The organism is Variovorax sp. P2_H12, from assembly GCF_056403395.1.
Window position 1 is genome coordinate 31,426 of the sequence record NZ_JBFUFO010000020.1, and the last position, 19,142, is coordinate 50,567.

Here is a 19,142-nt window from a genome sequence, read left to right on the forward strand (position 1 = left end):
TGCGCCTAGCGCAGGTACTTGAACGTGAACCCGTGGTTGCACGAATGGATGCGGCCGGCCGTGGGCGCCGGGAAGTGCATGGTGAGCAGCAGCGTGTCCGTGTCGGCGAACCGTTCTGCAAGCATCTGGCGAGTTGCCCGCGCGAGCTCCGGATTCCAGTCTCCGGTATTGATGAGCCCTGGCTCTAGAAAAATGATGGGGTGGTGGAAGATGTCGCCAGTCATGACCCCGTGCTGGCCACCCTCCTTCACATTCACCGTTACGTGCCCGGGGGTGTGTCCCTGCGAATCTTCAAGCCAGACACCCTTTGCCAAGTCGCCTTCAACGAGGTGGTTTGAGTCAACGAGCAGCGCTTGGCCGGACTCGACGACCGGCAGGACACTGTCGACGAAGGAGCCTTGGTTGACAGGCAGGTCGGGCTTCTTCTCGTGAAGCCGAAGGTAGTGTTCGAATTCCTTCTTCGCGAAGATGTACTTCGCATTGGGGAAGGTTGGCACCCATCTCCCATTGCTGAGTATCGTGTTCCATCCGACGTGGTCCGTATGAAGATGCGTGCACAGGACCATGTCGATGTCACCAGGAGTCAGACCGAACCTGGCCAGATTGCTCAGGTACTCGTCCGACTTGAACATGTGCTGCCATTTGGCGCGTGGTCGTTCCTTGTGATTGCCATTGCACGCGTCGACCAGAATGTTCGCGGTTCCAGTCCGAATGAGGTAGCTGTGGAAGCTCAGGTTGAGTTTGAAGTCACCCGGACTTATGAGATTGGGCCCGAGCTCGGCCTGATGCCGCGCCGCCAGTCCCGGCTCGATGTTGGGGTAGAGCCATGCTGGGTCCACCCAGAAATTGTCAATCTCTACGACCCGATCGACGCGGGTGTTTCCAAACTTGAGTTGCTTCATCTTTAGAGCTTTTGCTGCAACGCCATGGCTCGGTCAGCAACCTTTTCGGAGCTGACCTCCTGCGCCTTTTTAGACGTCTTGCTGCTTGACACCAGCTTCACGGGTGATTTGGGCCCACTGGGCGGACTCTTTCTTGATGACCTGCCTGAATTCTCTGGAGCCGACGAACTGTGGAATGGCGCCAAGTTCTTCGATGCGCGCCTTCACTGCAGGTGTTGCCATCGCCTTCTGAATCTCGACAGAGATGGCGTTGACTACGTCATCCGGCGTACCCGGCGGCGCAACGATGCCCACCCAGAACTCCTTGGTCTCATTGATGACCAGACCCGACTCTTCGAACGTCGGGATGTCTTTGAGTGCAGGGGAGCGGTTTCTTGACATCACGGCCAGCGGCTTGAGTTGGCCTCGCGCCGAGGAAATCAACGGAATCGCGCCCATCATGGCGTCGACCTGCCCGGCCATCAGCGCCTGAATGGCTGGCGCACTGCCGGTGTATGGGACGTGCAGCATGTCTTGGACGCCCGACGCTCGCATGAACAGCATTGTTGCCGCATGCCCGGTTGTTCCCACGCCCCACGTGGAGAAGGTCATTTGCTTGTCCTTTGCTAGCGCGATGAACTCCTTCAGGTTCTTGACCTCGAGGTCCTTGCGCACTGCCAAGGCAAACGGCACGAAGGAAATGATCGCCACCGGCACGTGGCCCTCCGGGCGGAAGTTCTTGTTGTTGAAGAAGTGCGGATAGACAGTGTGTGTGTCGCTGCTGGCGGCGAGTAGCGTCTGGCCGTCGCCAGGCGATTTAGAAAGGAGGGCCGAGGCGAGGGTCCCAGAAGCGCCCGGCTTGTTGTCGACGACGATTGGCTGACCAAGGGAGGTCCCCATGGCGGTAGAAACCAGACGCGCCAAGATGTCCGAGTTGCCCCCGGCCTGGCCTGGTACAAGCAACGTAATCGGCCTCTTGGCAGTCCAGTTTGCTTGAGACCAAACTGAGGATGCGAGGGTCCCGAGGGCGATGGCGGCGCTTCGTGCGAGGTAATGTCTCCGAGTATTCATGGTGTCGCTCACTTGTTGGCGTGGGTTTGAAGGTTCTTGAAGCCAGCGCCCTTGGGCGTGATGTAGCCGGGAATCGGCAGTCCCTTGCTCTTCAGGTAGCCGAGAATCCCGTCTTCGATGGCCCCTGCGTCGCGAATGTTGACAAAAGCATCTCCGTCGAAGTTGATGTTGGCGCCGTACACCACCATGAAGCCCTCGGCAGCCTCCTCTGCGTCCTCGGGCACCGAGAAGGTGTGGATGGAGCCTGCTGGTTCGTAGAGGTAGCTGCCGGTTGTTTGCGGGTCCTTGAGGTGCTCAACGTAGTTCCATCGACCCTTCGTTGTGAAGAAGTGGACGGTGCCCGTGTGGAAGTGCTTGGGCAGCTTCGTGCCAGGGGCGAACCTCCCATACAAAACCCAGATGCCGTTCTCGCGGTCAAGGAACAGCGGAATGATTTCCGAACCCGGCGCAGCGCCCGGTACATAGGTCATGTCATGGATGTTGACCGTGAGCAGCTCTTCCTGCTTCGTGATGGATGTGGGGGTTGTCACTCATGCTCCAGTTGCTTAAGCGCTACCGATTGCAGAAACGTTTCCGCATGGTAGATACTAGTGGGTGTTAGATTCATTGGGGCTAACCCGACGAGTCGAGCGGGCCGCTTGTTCTTGAAGAGTTTTAGGGTTGCAGAAAGGTTGAGATGTCAGCAGTCGGTATCCATGACGTCGCTCGATTGGCAGGCGTATCTATCAGCACAGCGTCGCGAGCCCTCAATAAGACTGGTCGCGTCAGCGAGGACACCATCAAGAAGGTCGGCGACGTGGCGGCGAGGCTGGGCTACCAGCCCAACGCCATAGCTCGCACTATGCGGTCCAAGCAGAGTCATGCGGTCGGCATCATCGTCAGCGACATTTCCAATCCCTTCTATGGACGCCTGGTCAAGTCGGTCGAGCGGCGACTTTCTGCACAGGGCTATGCACTGTTCGTGGCCAGCTCGAACAACGACATTGCCACCGAGGTCCAGTTGATTCGTTTTTTCAAGAGCCGCAAGGTCGACGGCATCATCCTCGGCCCGTGCCAAACGGATTCGGTTGCACACGTCATCAATGAGGTCCGAGACATCTCGACGGTGCTCTTCGACCGCGATGGTGGTCAGCAACTGAGCGCAGTCAAGGTCGACCACTATCGCGGCACCACTGAAGCGCTCGAGTACCTGATTGGGCTCGGGCACAAGCACATCGCTCTGATGACTCCTGGCAGCCAAATTCAGCCAATCCGGGACCGGGTGCAGGCTTACCAGGATTGCTTGACTGCAGCTGGACTGGCCTATGACCCAAGCATGATTTGCTTTGCCGATTCGTCGATGAATTTTCCGGCCGACCAAGCGGCTCGCATGCTGGCTCGCAAGGACCGCCCCACTGCATTTCTGTGCCTCGGTACCCGAATCCTCGCCGGCGTGCTCGCCGCCATGAGGTCGGCCAGGTTGAGCATCCCTGGCAGCGTGAGCATCGTCTCCATCGGAGACACGGAGTTCTCCGAGCTGCACAGTCCATCGATAACTGCGCTTGCATGGGACATCCACTCGCTCTCGGATGAGATTTCGACGATGCTGCTGACAAGGATGCACAACGAGGCTCCAGCGGTTCAGTCGGCGGTGGTGGATATGCGGCTCATCGAACGGGAATCGTGTGCGGCGCCCGAGGCTTGAGGAAATTGCCTGTCGCGAGAACTAGAGCAACCCGAGGGCGATGAGCTTCAGGTCGGGCGACGAGTAAGGGCGCTCGCAAATAATCTTCGCGGAGCCGGGCCCGAACAGGAACGTTGCCGCCAGTCGCACCTTGAACGACCGACCAGTCGGCGGATAGGTTTTATCTCGAACCTTGAACTCGCCCAAGTGGGTGCCGAGGAGGAAGAACTCCACGAGAACCGTGTCTCGCTCGTCGTCGGCGGCAATCGAAATTATCTCGTTGGCTTGGTCCGGAAAGGCTTGGCGCGAAGACTGAAAGTAGGCGCGAACCTGCTCCTCGCCGTCGTAGACAGCGCCGTTGCCATACATCTCGTAGCGCGGATGCTCAAACGTGTTGATGACGCCGTCCCAATCTTGGGTGCACTCGAGCGCCATGTGGTCACGCACCGTTTTCAGGCGTGCTTGTCGAAGTTCGTCTTTCGTCATGGGTATCTTTTAAACCTTGTGGAAACGTTTGCGCAATTTTGCGCCTGACATAGCATCTCGAAAGCGGGGTTTACCCTAGATGCCCTACTTTGCCATTTTCGCTATGGCCATTGTTCGAGGGATACTGGCGGTAGGGGTTAACCCGTTGCCATCGGATGGGCAAGAGAGCTAGCATTGCGGAATCGTTTGCGCAAAGGAATGTCATGAAGCTGAAAGACAAGGTTGCCCTCGTGACTGGGGCCGGAACATTCAAGAAGGAATTCACAGGCGTCGACCAGGTCGGCAACGGCACTGCATGCGCTTTGACCTTCGCCCGCGAGGGCGCGCTGGTTGTCTGCACTGACCGTTCGTTGGAAGCAGCTGAGCTCGCGGCGCAGCTCATCCGAGACGATGGTGGAAATGCAATCGCAATGGCGATGGACGTCACGGACTCCAAGCAGGTCGACGCAGTCGTTGCCGAGGTGGTGTCAACGCATCAGCGGGTCGACGTGCTGCACAACAACGTCGGCATCGAGATTCTGGGCGAGCTCGTGGACGTAAAGGATGACGACTGGGACAAGGTAATGGACATCAACTTGCGGGGTGCAATGGCCACGGCAAGGGCCGTCATGCCAATCATGCGCGCTCAGAGGTCCGGCTCCATCATCAACGTATCGTCAACCGCCAGCCTCAAGTGGAGCCCCATGCAGTTCCTGTCGTACAGCACTTCGAAAGCTGGCCTGAATCACATGACGCGCGTCATCGCCCGGCAGTACGCGCCCGACCAAGTCCGATGCAACTGCATCGTGCCTGGGATGATTCGGACACCGCACGCGGATGCGCTCTACAAGACGGCGGATGAGGCGGCAGCAGGACACAAGTTCCGCGACTCGCGCTGCCCTATGGGCAGGCAGGGTACTCCGTGGGAGATTGCAAAGGCAGCCCTGTTCCTGGCATCCGACGACTCGTCATACATCACCGGCATTCAGCTTGTGGTGGACGGAGGCTCAAGCCTCTAGTCAAACGTGCACCAGCGACCGGTTACCTGCACTCGACTGTCGCACGGCGAAGGACTGCAACCGCTGCACACCTGCCGTACGAGGTCGAACGCGACAGACTGGACCGGACGACGCTGGACGCAGCCTCGTGTGTCGTTCAGGCTGCGACAGTCACCCCGTGGCGATCGAGAACGGCCAGCAGCTTTGGAATATCGGGTGGGCCCACCGGAATCTCGTGGTCGACGGCGGTGAACATTTGGGCGGCCAAGGCGTTCTGCCCGGTGATCTCAAGCATCCGTCCTCCACCCTTGCCGTACTGAAAGCCGTGCACAGTTCCGCGCGGTACATGCACGAGCGTTCCAGGTTGACAGGTGTGGGCGCGGCCGTCGCACAGAAAGCTGATCTCGCCGTCGAGCACGTAGAAGGATTCGTCCCAGTCGTGGCTGTGCGGAGGCGGACCGGTTCCCTCGTCCCCCTGTTGAAAAGTGATCCCATAGCTCTGTGTTGCCGCATTCGACGCAAGCACCGTGACTTGCGTGCCAAGCACGTTCAGAGGAACTTCGCGCTGATCGGGCGTCAAGACAAAGTACGGAATCGTCATGATCCATTCCTCCAGACTGGGAGCACGATTCTGCGCGCCGCGTCGAGCAGACACAAGCCATCGCGCGCGGCGCGGGTCGGGGGCAGTCCAGTACGCCGAATAGGCGATTTGGACCAAGCGATCCGAACGCCCGCATCGACACTCTCCGCAACTCTCTCCGCCGGGACGAATCTACCGTCGGATCAGGCCCAGGCGATCCGGTAGTCGAGGGTGTGCCCAATGCGCTCCGAGAAGCGGGCGACCGACTTGGCCGCCACCCGTTCGCTGACACTCACCGGGATCAGCGTGGTGAGCCAGGCGCCTACGCCCAGCGGCTCGCCCTCCAGCTTGCGAGGGCGTGAGGCTGGCGTGTAGCCCACGATCGCCTCTCGCTTGCCGGCCCCCTCGAGCAGGTCGTAAAGATCGCGGAACAGGATGAAGGAGGTGTCGTTCTGGTGCGCCGACCAGTTCGCCACCGGGAGGAAGTCCACCAGGTGGATGAGCTGGTAGTTCAGCGCGATCCAGAGATCCTCGCCGCTCATCGTGATCGGCTGGTTGTCGATCACCCGGTGAAATGTGATCGAGGCGATCGCATCGGCGCGGTGGACGTTCCTCCGGAGCTCCCGGCGCAGTGGGCCGGCGAAGAGCAGCCGCAGCACGGAGGGAAAGGCCTCGGTCTGCGTCCACTCCGAGTGCGTCATCAGCTCGCGGAGCGCCGGGATCTTGTCGGCCGGCATCGCAAAGGTGTTGGTGCCAGTTCCGAGGATCGAGTGCAGCAGCATCACCAGGGGGGACTGCCGGGGGTAGTGCTGCACGCTGTACTCGAAGCAGAAGTACAGGTGGTCGAGGAACGAGCCGTCGGCGTGCTCCACATCGAAGTCGCACTCGCTCACCAGGAACTGCAGCAGCTCCGGGCTCACCTGGGGGAGCGGGTGCGCCGCGCGGGCGGCCGCGTACTCGGCCTGCACTGCCTGGGCGGCAGCGGCGTCCCAGTGGGCCTCCTTGCCCACTCGGGTGGTCATCACGAAGCGGGCGGCATTGCCCTCGAGGGTCTTGAAGATGGTGCGATCGAGGTCGAAGTCCGGGATCGGCTCGACCAGGACCTCGCCTGTGTGGTCAATGGCGGCGCCACGGGCGATGGCGGCCTTGCGCTGGGTCGTTGGGTCGGGACGCTCGGCGGCGGATTGCTTCATTGGGATCCTCGGTGACTGCTCGCTTCGTACACGACTGCCAGTGCCCGGACCCGATCTCCCGTACTTCGCCGGTCTTGCTCGACGCCAGCGACGGGCACAAACCAAGTGTAGAGGAAGTCGGCGCTGCGGATGCCCGGCCACGCATCAATGTACCGATGCCCGCGTCGCATCGTCATAAGGAAGGCTTATCGAAATTGAACAGAAGTGGTGGTTCCGAAGATGGGTGCTCCTGCCGATACTGGTTCTTCCCTGAGCAACGAATCTGACGGAGACCTCCACCATGACAACGACGCTTCGCATTGGCTTCTGGTGCGGACTGGCCATCGCCGCCACCAGCCACTGCGCATTCGCACAGACCCCGCCCGCCTGGCCGGTCAAGCCGATACGGCTGATCGTGCCTTTTTCGGCCGGAGGCGCCAATGATCTGATGGCACGGGTTGCCGCGGAAGGCGCATCCAAGGCGCTGGGGCAACCCGTCATCGTCGAGAACAAACCCGGCGGCGCCACCAGCCTCGGCGCCGACATCGCTGCCAAGTCGGCGCCCGACGGCTACACATTCCTGGTGAGCGCCGCGGGCGTGATCTCGAACAGCATGATCAAGAAGAGCCTGCCGTACAAGGACGGCGACCTGACGCCGGTCGTCATGATCGGCCTGGCGCCCTCGGTGGTGCTCGTGGCCGCGGATGCCCCCTACAAGGATCTCAAGGAGTTCATCGCTGCTTCGCGCACGGGCCAGGGCTTCCATTGGGCAACTGCGGGCACCGGGAGCACGCCTCACTTCGTGGCCGGAATCCTGCAGACCACGTACGGCGCAAAGCTGGATGTCGTTCCCTACAAGAGCGGCTCGGAGTCGATCACCGCGGTGATCGGCAAGCAGGTCGAGGCGACGTCCGAAGCCAGCATCGTAGCGCTGCCCTACATCACCAGCGGGAAGCTCAAGGCCCTGGCCGACACGTGGACGACGCGCATCTCTGCCTATCCGCAACTCTCGACGGCCACCGAGCAAGGCTTCGGCGACATACGCATCGCGCACTGGGCCGGTATCCACGCGCCAGCCGGAACGCCAGCCGCGATTCTCGACAAGATGAGTGATGCCGTGGACAAGGCAATGAAGACGCCTGAAGTCATCGATCGACTCAAGAAAGTCGGTATCGAGCCCATCGGCGGTACACGCGCCGCCTTCGTCAAGTTCGTCGACGAAGAGCGCAGTCGTCTTGGCGCTGTCGTCAAGGCGACCGGCATGCGGGACGAATGATGAGCGAGATCAATCCAGGTACCCGGTTGCGACAGCTTGTCAATGCGCGCCGCGGCTTGATGGTTCCCGGCGCAGCCAACGCACTGGCGGCCCGGGTGATCGAGCATCTCGGCTTCGAAGCCGTGTACTTGAGCGGTGCCGGCCTGACCAACACCTTCTACGGCATGCCCGATCTCGGCTTTGTCGGCCTGACGGACATTGCCCAGCACACCGCCGCGATCCGCGACGCGGTGGCACTGCCCATCGTCGTGGACGCCGATACGGGCTTCGGCAACGCCCTGAACGTACGCCATGCCGTGCGCACGCTGGAGCGCGCCGGGGCCAACGCGATCCAGCTCGAAGACCAGGCGATGCCGAAGAAGTGCGGTCACTTCGAGGGCAAATCCATCATCACGCAGCAGGAGATGGTGGGCAAGGTCAAGGCCGCGGTCGATGCGCGGCGGCACCCCGACTTTCTGGTCATTGCACGGACGGACGCTGCCGGCGTGGAAGGCATCGATGAAGCCATCGCGCGGGCCGTCGCCTATGCGGAGGCTGGCGCAGACATCACCTTCGTCGAAGCGCCCGAATCACTGGAGGTCCTGCGGCGCATCCCGACGGAGATTCCCTGCCCGCAAGTCGTCAACGTGGTGATCGGCGGCAAGACTCCCACGCTCACGGCGGCCGAGTTCGCCGCCATGGGTTTCGGTCTGGTGCTGTACGCCAACGCCGCCCTGCAGGGCGCCTTGCGCGGGATGACGCAGGCGCTCCAGACCTTGCACAGCGTCGGGAAACTCGAGGAATCGAGCGGACTGGTTGCCACCTTTGCCGAACGCCAGGCGCTGATGCGCAAGGACGAGTTCGATGCGCTCGAGCGACGCTATGCTTGAATCGTTCGCCACGCGCACCGCTGTCGACAGTCACGCGCATGTGTTCGTGCGCGGCCTGCCGCTGGCGCCGCGCCGGCGCCATGCCCCGGCGTACGACGCAATGCTTGCCGATTACCTGTCCCTCCTCGACAGGCACGGTGTGTCGCGCGGCGTTCTGGTGCAGCCGAGCTTCCTCGGAACCGACAATTCGTTCCTGCTCGACGCGTTGCGGCGAGAACCAACGCGTTTGCGCGGTGTGGTCATGCTCGATCCATCGACGAGCGCGCAGCAACTCCACGAACTGGACGTCCTGGGTGTCCGTGGCGTCCGGCTGAACCTCGTCGGGCTTCCCATCCCCGATCTGCGCGGCGATCTCTGGTCCGGCTTCCTTGCAAGACTCCAGGCGCTCGATTGGCACGTGGAAGTGCATCGGGAGGCGGTCGATCTCAGGCAGTGCGTCGAGCCGCTGCTGCTCGCAGGCTGCAAGGTGGTCGTTGACCACTTCGGCCGACCGAATTCCGATGTTGAAGAGAGCGACAGCGGATTCGAATGGCTGCTGGCCCAGGCTGCGACGGGGCGCGTGTGGGTCAAGCTTGCGGCCGCCTATCGAAGCTGGGATCAGGAGGAGGGAGCGCAGGCCACCGCGGCAGCGGCTGACCTGCTTGCGCATTTCGGACCTGAACGCCTGGTCTGGGGAAGCGACTGGCCCAACACGCAGCATCGGGATCGGGCCAGTTTTGCATCGGCCCGGCGGGCGCTCGACCAATGGATTCCTGATCCGGAGGCACGCAGACGCATCCTTGTCGACACGCCCGCAGAGCTTTTTCGCTTCAGCTGAAGATCCAGCCGTCAGCCCCAGAATCACAATCGAGAGACAACATGACTTTTTCAGTTCTTGGCCGCGCGCTGATGGTTTGCGCAACGCTCTGCACCGGCGGCTGGGCTGCGGCGCAGGACTATCCCACCAGGCCGATCAAATTGATCGTGACCTACCCGCCGGGCGGTACCGTGGATGCGGTCGCGCGGATCGTCGCGCCCCCGCTGGCCGTGCGGCTCGGTCAGCCCGTCGTCATTGACAATCGCGGTGGCGCAGGCGGCGTGATCGGCGGGGATCTTGCAGCGAAGAGCGCTCCGGATGGCTACACGCTCATGCTTGACGCGTCGAATCACGCGCAGAACCCCGCACTGCATAGCAGGATGCCATTCGACACCCTGGGTGCTTTCGCGCCGGTGTCGTTGCTGGTCAAGGTGCCCAACGTGCTCCTGGTGAATCCCGCGTACCCGGTGCACACGGTGTCCGACCTGATTGCGCGCGCCAAGGCCAAGCCTGGCGAAGTCAACTACGCGTCGTCGGGCAACGGCTCGTCGCCGCACCTGGCCGCCGAACTGTTCGATTCGATGGCCAAGACCCGCATGACGCATGTCGCCTACAAGGGGGGCGGACCCGCGCTCACCGACGTGATGGCGGGGCAGGTTCCGGTGTTCTTTGCCAGTCTGGGCTCCTCGCTGCAGTACATCAAGAGCGAGAAGCTGCGCGCGGTCGCCGTGGCGGGCAAGAGCCGGTCGGCCGTGCTGCCGAATGTGCCGACGATTGCGGAGTCCGGATTGCCGGGCTACGAGATGTACGAGTGGAATGCCGTATTCGCGCCGGCCGGCACGCCCGCGCCGATCGTCGACAAGGTGTCGAAGGCCCTCGCCGCCGTCATCAAGGAGCCGGACGTCAATGCCCGTCTGGTGGCATTAGGGGCAGAAACCATCGGATCGACGCCTGCGGAGCTGGACACCTTCCGAAGAGCGGAAATGGCCAAGTGGACGCGCGTTGCCAAGGAAAACAACATCCGTCTCGACTAGAGCATGTCCGCGAACACGTCTGCCAAGGTGGGGCGAGAGCGCGCCCGCCACAGTGCACTGAGATCGAAGCGCGGAAGCTCGTCGCCGTCGCGAACGGTGGCGTAACGCACGCCCTCGTGCCCAAGCGCCCGTACCGACTCCGGCAGCAGGGACCATCCCAGGCCGGCGGCGACGCAAGCCAGCACGGTGAGCGTTCGGTTGGCGTCTTGCACCACCCTGGTGTCGTGGCCGCGGCGGCGGAACACACCCAGCAATTCGGCGCGCAAGGCGGGCATCTGCGATTCCGGAAACCAGACCAACCCCTGTGCGGCAACGTCGGCCAGCGAGACAGTGCCGTCCTCGGCGAGGGCATAGGTCGCAGGCAGCACCGCGATGAGCTTGTCGTGCCCAAGCTGACGCTCGTGCAACTTGACCGCCAGCGAGACCGGGGGGTGGAGCAGCGCGACGTCGATCGTCCCGTTCTCGAGCGCCACCACCTGTTCGGCGTTGCTCATCTCCCGCAGTACCACCGCCACCTGGGGGTACTCACGACGCAAACGATCAAGCGCACGCGGAAGCACCTTGTAGACGGCGTGCGTCACGAATCCGACGATCAGCCTGCCGCCCCGTCCCTGCGCGATCGCGCGAGCCCGGTCAGCGGCCGCATCGCCATGGGCCAGGCTGGCACGCAAGTCTTCAACGACGGCATGCCCTGCGTCCGTCAACAGGGCGCCGCGCCGCGTCCGCTCGAAGAGCTTGACGCCCAGCTCCTGCTCGATGCGATTGAGCGTCTGCGTCAGTGCCGGCTGTGCCTGGCCCAACTGCTCGGCAGCCCGGGTCAGGCTGCCGGCATCCGCGACGGCGACGATGCAACGCATCTGGCGAGTGTCCATGACCTGATTCCAAAGAGTCGCTGTTCAACATGACTGTGCAGCGATTGTGGCGGCATCGAGCAGCGAGCGCCACGGTTGAAGACGCTCGTCCGCCAATGAACATAGCCAGGCGCTCGCCGGTGTCCGCTGTCCTAAGAACCGAGCGCTGTGCGCCATACGCGCCAAGCCTGCGGCTTCAGGTCGCACCAGGCCGGCAACCTCGATCGCCTTTGCATTCGGCGCGGATGACGGCAGACTGTCGAGGTCTGGAGGTCATTTATGTACGCCTGCGAAACCATGGCGGACGGCTCGCAAGTGAGCCGTGCCATCTGCCTTTGTCATCGGCCCGAGGTCGGAAGGCTGACCCGACTGATCAACGCGGACCTGTCGAGGCGCGGCTTCGTCGCCGGCATGGCCGCCTCGGTCGCGGCGCTGGGGCTTCCTTTCGGTGCCATCGCACAGCCCGCGCCAGCGACGCCGGCAAGGCCGATCCTGCTCACCAATTTCCGGCTCTTCGACGGCAAGGGCGCGACGCTGCGCGACGGCTTGCACCTCGTGGTCGAGGGGGACCGGATCAAATCGGTGGGCAGCGGCGCGCCGGCCGCGCCGGCGGGCGCTCAGACGATCAACTGCGGCGGCCGGGTGGTCATGCCTGGAATGATCGATGCCCATTGGCATTCGATGTTTGCGGCCTTGCCGCTCCAGGTGCTGCTGCAAGGCAACATCGGCTACATCCATGTCGCGGCCAGCGGGGAAGCCCAACGCACACTGCTCAGGGGTTTCACGACCGTGCGTGACCTGGGGGGTCCGGCGTTCGCATTCAAGCAGGCGATCGACCAGGGCCTGACGCCGGGCCCGCGCATCTACCCTTCCGGCGCAATGATCACCGGCAGCGGCGGGCACGGCGACCTGCGCCCCTTGTCCGACGTGCCCCGAACCCCGGGCACCCCGAGCTTCACGGAGCAGACCGGCGCCGCGGCCATCGTCGACAGCCCGGACGAGATCCGGCTGCGAGTGCGCGAGCAACTGACGCAGGGCGCATCGCAGATCAAGCTCGTGGGCGGCGGTGGCGTCTCTTCGCCGCGCAGTCCCCTGGATCTGACGACGCTCTCGGAGGCGGAGTTGCGGGCAGGCATGGAGGTGGCGAGAGACTGGAACACCTATGCCACGGTCCATGCCTATGCGCCGACGACCGTGCAACGCGCCATCGCGGCAGGCGCCCGCTGCGTCGAGCACGCGCATCTGATGGACGAGACGACCGCGAAGATGATGGCCGACAAGGGCGTCTGGCTGAGCATCCAGCCGTTCCTGTCGGAGGAAGACACGGGCCCTCTGGGCGGCCCGAACCGGGTGGCGGCGCTCCAGGTGTTCGCGGGAACCGACAACGCCTACAGGCTCGCCAGGAAGCACAAGATCAAGACCGCGTGGGGCTCGGACATGCTGTTCTCCCCTGCGCTGGCGACCCGCCAGGGCACGATGCTGACACATCTGACGAAGTGGTACTCGAACAGCGAGATCCTCACCATGGCCACATCCACCAATGCCGAGCTGTTGCGTCTTTCAGGGCCGCGCAATCCCTATCCCGGAAAACTGGGTGTCATCGAGGAGGGCGCGTATGCGGATCTGCTGCTCGTCGACGGCAATCCCGTCGAGAACATCGCGCTGCTTGCGAATCCCGACAGCAGCCTTCTGATCGTCATGAAGGACGGCAGGATCCACAAGAACACGCTGAAGGCATAGCGGGCGCGCCTCAACCCACCCAGGCCTGCACTTCGATCTCGACGCGCGCTCCCTTGTAGAGCTCGGCCTGCACGGTCGAGCGGGTGGGCAGGGCACCCGCGAAGTGCTTCGCGTATTCCTCGTTGAACGCGGCGAACTCGTCCAGGTCCGCAAGCCACACGGTGACGCGCACCACGTCGCTCATGCGCGCGCCGCATTCGCCGAGCGTGAGGGCCACGCGTTCCAGCACGGCCTTCGTCTGGGCCTGGATGCCGCCCTCGACGATGTTGGCCTGCGCATCCATCGCGAGCACGCCCGAGAGGAACAGAAAGCCACCTGCGCGCACGGCCTTCGAGAACGGAACAGGCAGGGGAGTCGGGTAGCGTTCGATGCTCATGCGGTTTCCTTGTGGTCCTTGCGCACGATCACCTGCCCGTTGCGTGCCCCGCTGTGCACGCCGTGCTGCCAGGTGATGGCGCCATTCACGATCACCGCGTCGATGCCTTCGGCCGGCCGCGTCGGCGTTTCGTAGTTCGCGGTGTCGCGCACCGTCGCGGGGTTGAAGATCACCACATCGGCGTGGTGGCCCGGCTTCAGCGTGCCGCGCTCGTGCAGGCCGAAGTTGCGGGCCGTGAGCCCGGTCATCTTCCACACCGCCGTCTCCAGCGGGAACAGGCCGATGTCGCGGCTGTAGTGGCCCAGCACACGCGGGAAGGTGCCCCACAGCCGCGGATGCGGCTTCTCGCCGTGCGGAATGCCGTCCGAGCCGATCATGGTCTCGTCGAACGCGAGGACGCGCTGCACGTCGTCCTCGTCCATCATGAAATAGATCGCGCTGCCGGGTTGAAGCTGCCGTGCCGCATCCTCGCCCGACACGCCCCATTCGGCCGCGATGTCCTTCAGGTCGCGGCCCGCGCACTCGGGGTGCGGCACGCTCGAGGCGATCAGCACGCGGCCTTCCATCATCCCGCGGTCCGTGCGGATCATGGTGGAGCCGGCCGTGTACGGGTAGCAGTCGAGCCCGATGCACTGGTGCTGCATCGCTTCCTTGATGAAGGGCAGCGTGACTTTGGTCTTGCCGAAGTTCTGCACGTTCTGCACCTTGTGGTGCGACACCACCACCGGGATGTCGAGCGCGCGGCCGATGTGGAAGGTCTCTTCGAGCGACTCCATCACGCGGTCGCTCTCGTCGCGCATGTGCGTCACGTAGAGTGCCTTGCGCGCCGTGAGCGGGCGGCCGACCTCGATGATCTCCTCGGTCGTGGCCTTCACGGCGGGCGGGTAGAAGGTGCCGGTCGACAGGCCGATCGCGCCGGCCTGCATGGCTTCCTCGACCAGCGCCTGCATGGCTGCGATCTCCGTATCGTTCGCGGGCCGGTCGAGGTCGGCCATGACCACGGCGCGCAAGGTCGAGTGGCCCACCATGGCGGCCACGTTCACCGACGAGGGCGTGGCGCGCAGCGCGTCGAGGTACGCCGCGAAGGTCGTGAAGCGGCCTTCGGCCGGGGAGTCGAGCAGGCTCAACGGCATCGGCAAGTCCATGTCGGCGCGCAACGGCGCCGCGCTGATGCCGCAGTTGCCCGCCACCACCGTGGTCACGCCCTGCGACACCTTGAAGGGCATCTGCGCCTGCGACAGCACGGCCTGGTCGTCGTGCGTGTGCGAGTCGATGAAGCCGGGCGCGACGATGCGGCCCGTGGCGTCCAGGGTCTGGTCGGCCGTGTGGCCCGCGMGCGGGCCGACGGCGGCGATGCGGCCGTTCAGGATGCCGATGTCGGCATCGAAACGCGGCGCCTTGGTGCCGTCGATCACGGTGCCGCCGCGGATCAGGAGGTCGTAGTGGGTCGGAGCATCGGACATGTGGATTCCTTCTTCAACGAAAGTGGCAGGCCACCCAGTGGCCGCCGTTGGACGACGAGGGCCGCTCGGTCAGCTCGGGCGTCTTCTCCTTGCACACGGCCTGCGCCATCGGGCAGCGCGTGTGAAAGCGGCACCCCGAAGGCGGATTGGCGGGGCTCGGCGGATCGCCCTGCAGCAGAATGCGGCGCGCCGGCGTGCGCGGGTTCGGCACGGGCACGGCCGACAGCAGGATCTCGGTGTAGGGGTGCAGCGGCGTCGAGAACAGCGTGTCGCGGTCCGCGATCTCCACGATATGGCCGAGGTACATCACCGCCACGCGATGGCTGATGTGGCGCACCACCGCGAGGTCGTGCGCGACGAACAGGTAGGCGATGCCCAGCTCGGCCTGCAGATCCATCAGCAGGTTCACCACCTGCGCCTGCACCGACACGTCCAGCGCCGACACCGGCTCGTCGCAGACGATCAGCTTCGGGTTCAGCGCCAGCGCGCGCGCAATGCCCAGCCGCTGCCGCTGGCCGCCCGAGAACTCGTGTGGAAACTTCTTCGCCGCCTCGGGCCGCAGGCCGACGCGCGAGAACAGCCACTGCACGCGCTCGCGCCGCTCGGCCGCGTCGTCCATGCCGAAATTGCGCAGCGGCTCGGCCACGATGTCGCCGGCCGTCAGGCGCGGGTTGAGCGAGGCATACGGGTCCTGGAAGATGATCTGCAGCTGGCGACGGCGCAGGCGCATCTCGTTCGCCGGGAGCGTCAGCAGCTCCTCGCCGTCGAGCCGCACCGAGCCTGCGCTGGGCTCGACCAGCCGCAGCACCGACTTGGCCGTGGTCGTCTTGCCGCAGCCGGATTCGCCGACCAGCGAGAGCGTCTCGCCGCGCGCGACCGAAAACGACACGCCGTCGACCGCCTGGATCGCCGGCTTCGCGGGCCGCAGCCAGCGCTTGGGAGAGATGTAGTGCTTGCGCAGATCGCGCACCTCGAGCAGCGGGGCCGCGGTCGTCATGCCATCACTCCGGCCGCATCGGCCCATTGTTCTTCGACGGCAAAGCAGGCCACCACATGGTCGCCGCCCTGCCGCACCAGCCGCGGCGTCTCCACGCGGCAGCGCTCGCGCGCATGGCCGCAGCGCGCCGCGAAGGCGCAGCCGCGTCCCAGCTCGTGCGCGGCCGGCACCAGCCCCGGAATCTCGGTGAGCCGCGTGCTCGCGGTGTTCAATCCGGGCATCGAGGCCATCAGCGCGCGCGTGTAGGGATGCAGCGGCCGGTCGAACAGGTCGATCACGTCGGCTTCTTCCACCTTGCGCCCCGCATACATCACGACCACGCGGTCGCAGCTCTCGGCCACCACGCCGAGGTCGTGCGTGATCATCACCACGCCCATGCCCAGCTCCTTCTGAAGCCGCTTGATGAGATCGAGGATCTGCGCCTGGATCGTCACGTCCAGCGCCGTCGTCGGCTCGTCGGCGATCAGCACCTCGGGGTTGCAGGCCAGGGCCAGCGCGATCATGACGCGCTGGCGCATGCCGCCCGAGAGTTGGTGCGGATACTCGTTCACGCGCCGCTCGGGCTCGGGAATCTGCACCAAGCGCAGCATCTCGACCGCGCGCTTCATCGCATCGGAGCGGCTGGCCTTCTGGTGCAGTTGCACCGTCTCGGCGATCTGCCGGCCCACGGTGAGCACCGGGTTCAGCGAGGTCATCGGCTCCTGGAAGATCATCGAGATGCGGTTGCCGCGGATCTGCCGCATCTCGCGCTCGCTGAGCTGCATCAGGTCGGTGCCGCGCAGCCGCACGGCGCCCATGTGGCGCCCGGGCGGCGTCGGCACCAGCCGCAGGATCGACAGCGCGGTCACGCTCTTGCCGCAGCCCGATTCGCCGACCACGCCGAGCGTGCGGCCTGCGCGCACGGTGTAGGAAACGCCGTCGACCGAGCGCACCACGCCCGCCAGCGTGTGGAAGTGGGTGCGCAGGTCGTCGACTTCGAGCAGCGGCTCGCCGGGGGCGAGCGCGGTGTGGGACATCGTGATCGTCATGGCGCTTCGCTCACAGTTGCCGCGCCAGGCGCGGGTCGAGCGCATCGCGCAGGCCGTCGCCGAGCAGGTTGATGGCCAGCACCGTGGCCGCCAGCAGCAGGCCCGGGTACAGGATGATGTGGAACGCCACCGCCACGAAGTTGCGGCCCTCGGCCATCATGTTGCCCCAGCTGGGTGTCTGCGCAGGCACGCCGACGCCGAGGAAGGACAGCGCCGCCTCGGTCAGCACCGCGGCGGCGGCCACGAAGGTCGACTGCACGATCAGCGGCGCCACCATGTTGGGCAGCACATGCCGCAGCAGGATCAGCGGCAGCCGCGTGCCGACCGCGTGCGCGGCCTCGACGTAGAGCTGCTCGCGCAAGGTGAGCGCGAGCGAGCGCACCAGCCGCACCACGCGCGGAATCTCGGGCACGGTGATGGCGACGATCACCGTCGTGAGACTGGCGCGCGTCACCGCCATGAGTGCAATGGCGAGCAGGATGCCGGGAATGGCCATCAGCCCGTCCATCACGCGCATCACCGGCCCGTCGGCCCAGCGCACGAAGCCCGCGAACAGGCCGGTCAGCACGCCGAAGAAGGTGGCCAGCAGCGCGACCGAGGCGCCGACGATCATCGACACCCGTCCGCCCCACACCGCGCGGCTGAACACGTCGCGGCCCAGCGCGTCGGTGCCGAACCAGTGCTCGGATGAGGGCGGCTGCATGCGCGCGAGCGGGTCGATGTCCTGCGGGTCGTGCGTGGTGATCCACGGCGCGGCGATGGAGATGGCGGCCACCGCGATCAGCAGCAGCGCGCCGATGATCAGCGTAGGGTGCTTGCGCACCCAGCGCCAGCGCGGCAGCACGAAGGGTGCTTCGGCGGCCTCCGGTGCCTCCGGGGTTGGCGCGTCGGCGTGGCGGAAGGGCAGGGCAGTGGACATGGAATGAAGGCCGGTTCAATCAATACTGGATGCGCGGGTCGAAGAGCCGGTAGCTCAGATCGATCAGCAGGTTGATCAGCACGTACACGCCGGCCGACAGCAGCAGCACGCTCTGGATCACGGGATAGTCATGGCGCTGTACCGAATCGATCACGAGTCGGCCCACGCCCGGAATGGCGAACACCGTCTCCGTCACCACCACGCCGCCGATCAGCAGTGCGATGCCCACGCCCACCGTGGTGGCGATGGGAATGGCCGCGTTGCGCAGCGCATGGCCCAGCACCGGCAGCACGCCGAGACCCTTGGCGCGCGCGGTGCGGATGTAGTCTTCATGCAGCACCTCGAGCACCGTGGCGCGCGTCATGCGCGTCACGAGCGCGATGTACACCAGCGCCAGGTTCACGCAGGGAAGCACCAGGCCGCGCAGCCAGTCGCCGGGGCTTTCCGAGAAATGCACATAGCCCTGGACCGGAAACCACGGCAGCTGGATCGCGAAAGCGTAGATCAGCAGGTAGCCGACCAGGAACACCGGCACCGAGAAGGCGAGCACCGCGAACAGCATCACCAGCCGGTCGATCCAGCTGCCCGCGCGATAGGCCGCGAGCGTGCCCAGCGGCACGGCCACCACCAGCGTGATCGCCATGGTCAGCACTGCGATCGATACCGTGGGCTCCAGCCGCTGACCCAGCAGCTGCGTCACCGGCACCTGCGTGAAGATCGAGGTGCCGAGGTCGCCGGTGAAGAGCTTGCCCAGCCAGATCGCGAACTGCTGCCACAGCGGCAGATTCAGGCCCAGCGCGGCGCGCAGTTTCTCGATGTCTTCGACGGAGGCGAGGTCGCCGGCGATCAGCGCGGCCGGGTCGCCGGGCGACAGGTGAATCAGCAGGAACACCACCACGGCCACCACCGCCATGACGGGCAGCGTCGAGAGAAATCGCCTGAGAATGTAGCCCATGATAAAGC

General features: G+C 64.7%; 20 protein-coding genes. 7 read left to right on the forward strand and 13 right to left on the reverse strand.

All coding sequences use genetic code 11. The annotated features are described in order from the left end of the window. Window positions 1–5: 5 nt before the first annotated feature. The 3 genes from AC1DYK_RS15885 to AC1DYK_RS15895 form a co-directional block, all read right to left on the reverse strand. Complete coding sequence (locus AC1DYK_RS15885) at window positions 6–902, reverse strand: MBL fold metallo-hydrolase (protein WP_478167192.1); 897 nt, start codon at window positions 900–902, stop codon at window positions 6–8. A 69-nt stretch (window positions 903–971) separates the two neighbouring features. Further along, entirely contained in the window at window positions 972–1,952 is a 981-nt protein-coding gene (locus tag AC1DYK_RS15890; protein WP_478167254.1) for a Bug family tripartite tricarboxylate transporter substrate binding protein, read from the reverse strand. 8 nt (window positions 1,953–1,960) lie between these two features. Further along, the gene (locus AC1DYK_RS15895) at window positions 1,961–2,482 is read right to left on the reverse strand and encodes a 2,4'-dihydroxyacetophenone dioxygenase family protein (protein ID WP_478167193.1); all 522 of its coding nucleotides are present in this window, start codon (window positions 2,480–2,482) and stop codon (window positions 1,961–1,963) included. 146 nt (window positions 2,483–2,628) lie between these two features. Here AC1DYK_RS15895 and AC1DYK_RS15900 point away from each other — a divergent pair, with 146 nt between their 5' ends. Beyond that, window positions 2,629–3,636 (forward strand): LacI family DNA-binding transcriptional regulator, encoded by a 1,008-nt coding sequence (locus tag AC1DYK_RS15900; protein WP_478167194.1) that lies wholly within the window; start codon window positions 2,629–2,631, stop codon window positions 3,634–3,636. Window positions 3,637–3,657: 21 nt separating this feature from the next. Here AC1DYK_RS15900 and AC1DYK_RS15905 read toward each other — a convergent pair whose 3' ends face one another. Continuing rightward, window positions 3,658–4,101, reverse strand: a complete 444-nt coding sequence (locus AC1DYK_RS15905) for an ester cyclase (protein ID WP_478167195.1) — start codon at window positions 4,099–4,101, stop codon at window positions 3,658–3,660. A 203-nt stretch (window positions 4,102–4,304) separates the two neighbouring features. Between AC1DYK_RS15905 and AC1DYK_RS15910 the strand changes: the two genes are divergently transcribed. Next, window positions 4,305–5,099 (forward strand): SDR family NAD(P)-dependent oxidoreductase, encoded by a 795-nt coding sequence (locus AC1DYK_RS15910; RefSeq protein WP_478158469.1) that lies wholly within the window; start codon window positions 4,305–4,307, stop codon window positions 5,097–5,099. 136 nt (window positions 5,100–5,235) lie between these two features. Here the strand turns inward: AC1DYK_RS15910 and AC1DYK_RS15915 are convergent, their stop codons facing one another. Together AC1DYK_RS15915 and AC1DYK_RS15920 are read right to left on the reverse strand one after the other, a co-directional pair. Further along, window positions 5,236–5,679, reverse strand: a complete 444-nt coding sequence (locus tag AC1DYK_RS15915) for a cupin domain-containing protein (protein ID WP_478167196.1) — start codon at window positions 5,677–5,679, stop codon at window positions 5,236–5,238. Window positions 5,680–5,861: 182 nt separating this feature from the next. Next, on the reverse strand, window positions 5,862–6,851 hold the full coding sequence (locus AC1DYK_RS15920; RefSeq protein ID WP_478167197.1) for a hypothetical protein: 990 nt from the start codon (window positions 6,849–6,851) through the stop codon (window positions 5,862–5,864). A gap of 280 nt (window positions 6,852–7,131) precedes the next feature. On the opposite strand from AC1DYK_RS15920, the gene AC1DYK_RS15925 reads away from it, so the two are divergent. From AC1DYK_RS15925 to AC1DYK_RS15940, 4 genes are read left to right on the forward strand one after another with little or no spacing between them, the layout of a single operon-like run. After that, window positions 7,132–8,106 (forward strand): Bug family tripartite tricarboxylate transporter substrate binding protein, encoded by a 975-nt coding sequence (locus AC1DYK_RS15925; protein ID WP_478167198.1) that lies wholly within the window; start codon window positions 7,132–7,134, stop codon window positions 8,104–8,106. Continuing rightward, window positions 8,106–8,975 carry an isocitrate lyase/PEP mutase family protein gene (locus tag AC1DYK_RS15930; RefSeq protein ID WP_478167199.1) on the forward strand — a complete coding sequence of 290 codons (870 nt, stop codon included), beginning with the start codon at window positions 8,106–8,108 and terminating at the stop codon, window positions 8,973–8,975. Before AC1DYK_RS15925 ends, AC1DYK_RS15930 begins: the two co-directional genes overlap by 1 nt. After that, the gene (locus AC1DYK_RS15935; protein WP_478167200.1) at window positions 8,968–9,792 is read left to right on the forward strand and encodes an amidohydrolase family protein; all 825 of its coding nucleotides are present in this window, start codon (window positions 8,968–8,970) and stop codon (window positions 9,790–9,792) included. The genes AC1DYK_RS15930 and AC1DYK_RS15935 overlap by 8 nt, the downstream gene beginning before the upstream one ends. A 41-nt stretch (window positions 9,793–9,833) precedes the next feature. After that, complete coding sequence (locus AC1DYK_RS15940) at window positions 9,834–10,805, forward strand: tripartite tricarboxylate transporter substrate binding protein (protein ID WP_478167201.1); 972 nt, start codon at window positions 9,834–9,836, stop codon at window positions 10,803–10,805. Here the strand turns inward: AC1DYK_RS15940 and AC1DYK_RS15945 are convergent. After that, a complete protein-coding gene (locus AC1DYK_RS15945; RefSeq protein WP_478167202.1) occupies window positions 10,802–11,677 on the reverse strand; it encodes a LysR family transcriptional regulator in 876 nt (291 codons plus the stop codon). The genes AC1DYK_RS15940 and AC1DYK_RS15945 overlap by 4 nt on opposite strands. Window positions 11,678–11,935: 258 nt before the next feature. Between AC1DYK_RS15945 and AC1DYK_RS15950 the strand changes: the two genes are divergently transcribed. Beyond that, complete coding sequence (locus tag AC1DYK_RS15950) at window positions 11,936–13,396, forward strand: metal-dependent hydrolase family protein (RefSeq protein WP_478167203.1); 1,461 nt, start codon at window positions 11,936–11,938, stop codon at window positions 13,394–13,396. A gap of 10 nt (window positions 13,397–13,406) precedes the next feature. Here AC1DYK_RS15950 and AC1DYK_RS15955 read toward each other — a convergent pair whose 3' ends face one another. From AC1DYK_RS15955 to AC1DYK_RS15980, 6 genes are read right to left on the reverse strand one after another with little or no spacing between them, the layout of a single operon-like run. After that, window positions 13,407–13,772: a RidA family protein gene (locus AC1DYK_RS15955; protein ID WP_478167204.1), complete on the reverse strand. Its 366-nt coding sequence runs from the start codon at window positions 13,770–13,772 to the stop codon at window positions 13,407–13,409. Then, window positions 13,769–15,235, reverse strand: a complete 1,467-nt coding sequence (locus tag AC1DYK_RS15960; protein ID WP_478167205.1) for an N-acyl-D-amino-acid deacylase family protein — start codon at window positions 15,233–15,235, stop codon at window positions 13,769–13,771. Before AC1DYK_RS15960 ends, AC1DYK_RS15955 begins: the two co-directional genes overlap by 4 nt. Before the next feature lie 13 nt (window positions 15,236–15,248). Further along, window positions 15,249–16,232 carry an ABC transporter ATP-binding protein gene (locus AC1DYK_RS15965; protein WP_478167206.1) on the reverse strand — a complete coding sequence of 328 codons (984 nt, stop codon included), beginning with the start codon at window positions 16,230–16,232 and terminating at the stop codon, window positions 15,249–15,251. Beyond that, window positions 16,229–17,260, reverse strand: a complete 1,032-nt coding sequence (locus tag AC1DYK_RS15970; protein ID WP_478167207.1) for an ABC transporter ATP-binding protein — start codon at window positions 17,258–17,260, stop codon at window positions 16,229–16,231. The genes AC1DYK_RS15965 and AC1DYK_RS15970 overlap by 4 nt, the downstream gene beginning before the upstream one ends. A gap of 10 nt (window positions 17,261–17,270) precedes the next feature. Further along, entirely contained in the window at window positions 17,271–18,179 is a 909-nt protein-coding gene (locus tag AC1DYK_RS15975; protein WP_478167208.1) for an ABC transporter permease, read from the reverse strand. 19 nt (window positions 18,180–18,198) lie between these two features. Further along, window positions 18,199–19,134: an ABC transporter permease gene (locus tag AC1DYK_RS15980; RefSeq protein WP_478167209.1), complete on the reverse strand. Its 936-nt coding sequence runs from the start codon at window positions 19,132–19,134 to the stop codon at window positions 18,199–18,201. Window positions 19,135–19,142 lie beyond the last annotated feature (8 nt).

Bases quoted from the DNA above. Each gene is read 5' to 3' on its own strand.
- AC1DYK_RS15885 (WP_478167192.1), bottom strand. From the start codon at position 902: ATGAAGCAACTCAAGTTTGGAAACACCCGCGTCGATCGGGTCGTAGAG.
- AC1DYK_RS15890 (WP_478167254.1), bottom strand. From the start codon at position 1,952: ATGAATACTCGGAGACATTACCTCGCACGAAGCGCCGCCATCGCCCTC.
- AC1DYK_RS15900 (WP_478167194.1), top strand. From the start codon at position 2,629: ATGTCAGCAGTCGGTATCCATGACGTCGCTCGATTGGCAGGCGTATCT.
- AC1DYK_RS15905 (WP_478167195.1), bottom strand. From the start codon at position 4,101: ATGACGAAAGACGAACTTCGACAAGCACGCCTGAAAACGGTGCGTGAC.
- AC1DYK_RS15910 (WP_478158469.1), top strand. From the start codon at position 4,305: ATGAAGCTGAAAGACAAGGTTGCCCTCGTGACTGGGGCCGGAACATTC.
- AC1DYK_RS15915 (WP_478167196.1), bottom strand. From the start codon at position 5,679: ATGACGATTCCGTACTTTGTCTTGACGCCCGATCAGCGCGAAGTTCCT.
- AC1DYK_RS15920 (WP_478167197.1), bottom strand. From the start codon at position 6,851: ATGAAGCAATCCGCCGCCGAGCGTCCCGACCCAACGACCCAGCGCAAG.
- AC1DYK_RS15925 (WP_478167198.1), top strand. From the start codon at position 7,132: ATGACAACGACGCTTCGCATTGGCTTCTGGTGCGGACTGGCCATCGCC.
- AC1DYK_RS15930 (WP_478167199.1), top strand. From the start codon at position 8,106: ATGAGCGAGATCAATCCAGGTACCCGGTTGCGACAGCTTGTCAATGCG.
- AC1DYK_RS15935 (WP_478167200.1), top strand. From the start codon at position 8,968: ATGCTTGAATCGTTCGCCACGCGCACCGCTGTCGACAGTCACGCGCAT.
- AC1DYK_RS15940 (WP_478167201.1), top strand. From the start codon at position 9,834: ATGACTTTTTCAGTTCTTGGCCGCGCGCTGATGGTTTGCGCAACGCTC.
- AC1DYK_RS15945 (WP_478167202.1), bottom strand. From the start codon at position 11,677: ATGGACACTCGCCAGATGCGTTGCATCGTCGCCGTCGCGGATGCCGGC.
- AC1DYK_RS15950 (WP_478167203.1), top strand. From the start codon at position 11,936: ATGTACGCCTGCGAAACCATGGCGGACGGCTCGCAAGTGAGCCGTGCC.
- AC1DYK_RS15955 (WP_478167204.1), bottom strand. From the start codon at position 13,772: ATGAGCATCGAACGCTACCCGACTCCCCTGCCTGTTCCGTTCTCGAAG.
- AC1DYK_RS15965 (WP_478167206.1), bottom strand. From the start codon at position 16,232: ATGACGACCGCGGCCCCGCTGCTCGAGGTGCGCGATCTGCGCAAGCAC.
- AC1DYK_RS15970 (WP_478167207.1), bottom strand. From the start codon at position 17,260: ATGACGATCACGATGTCCCACACCGCGCTCGCCCCCGGCGAGCCGCTG.
- AC1DYK_RS15975 (WP_478167208.1), bottom strand. From the start codon at position 18,179: ATGTCCACTGCCCTGCCCTTCCGCCACGCCGACGCGCCAACCCCGGAG.
- AC1DYK_RS15980 (WP_478167209.1), bottom strand. From the start codon at position 19,134: ATGGGCTACATTCTCAGGCGATTTCTCTCGACGCTGCCCGTCATGGCG.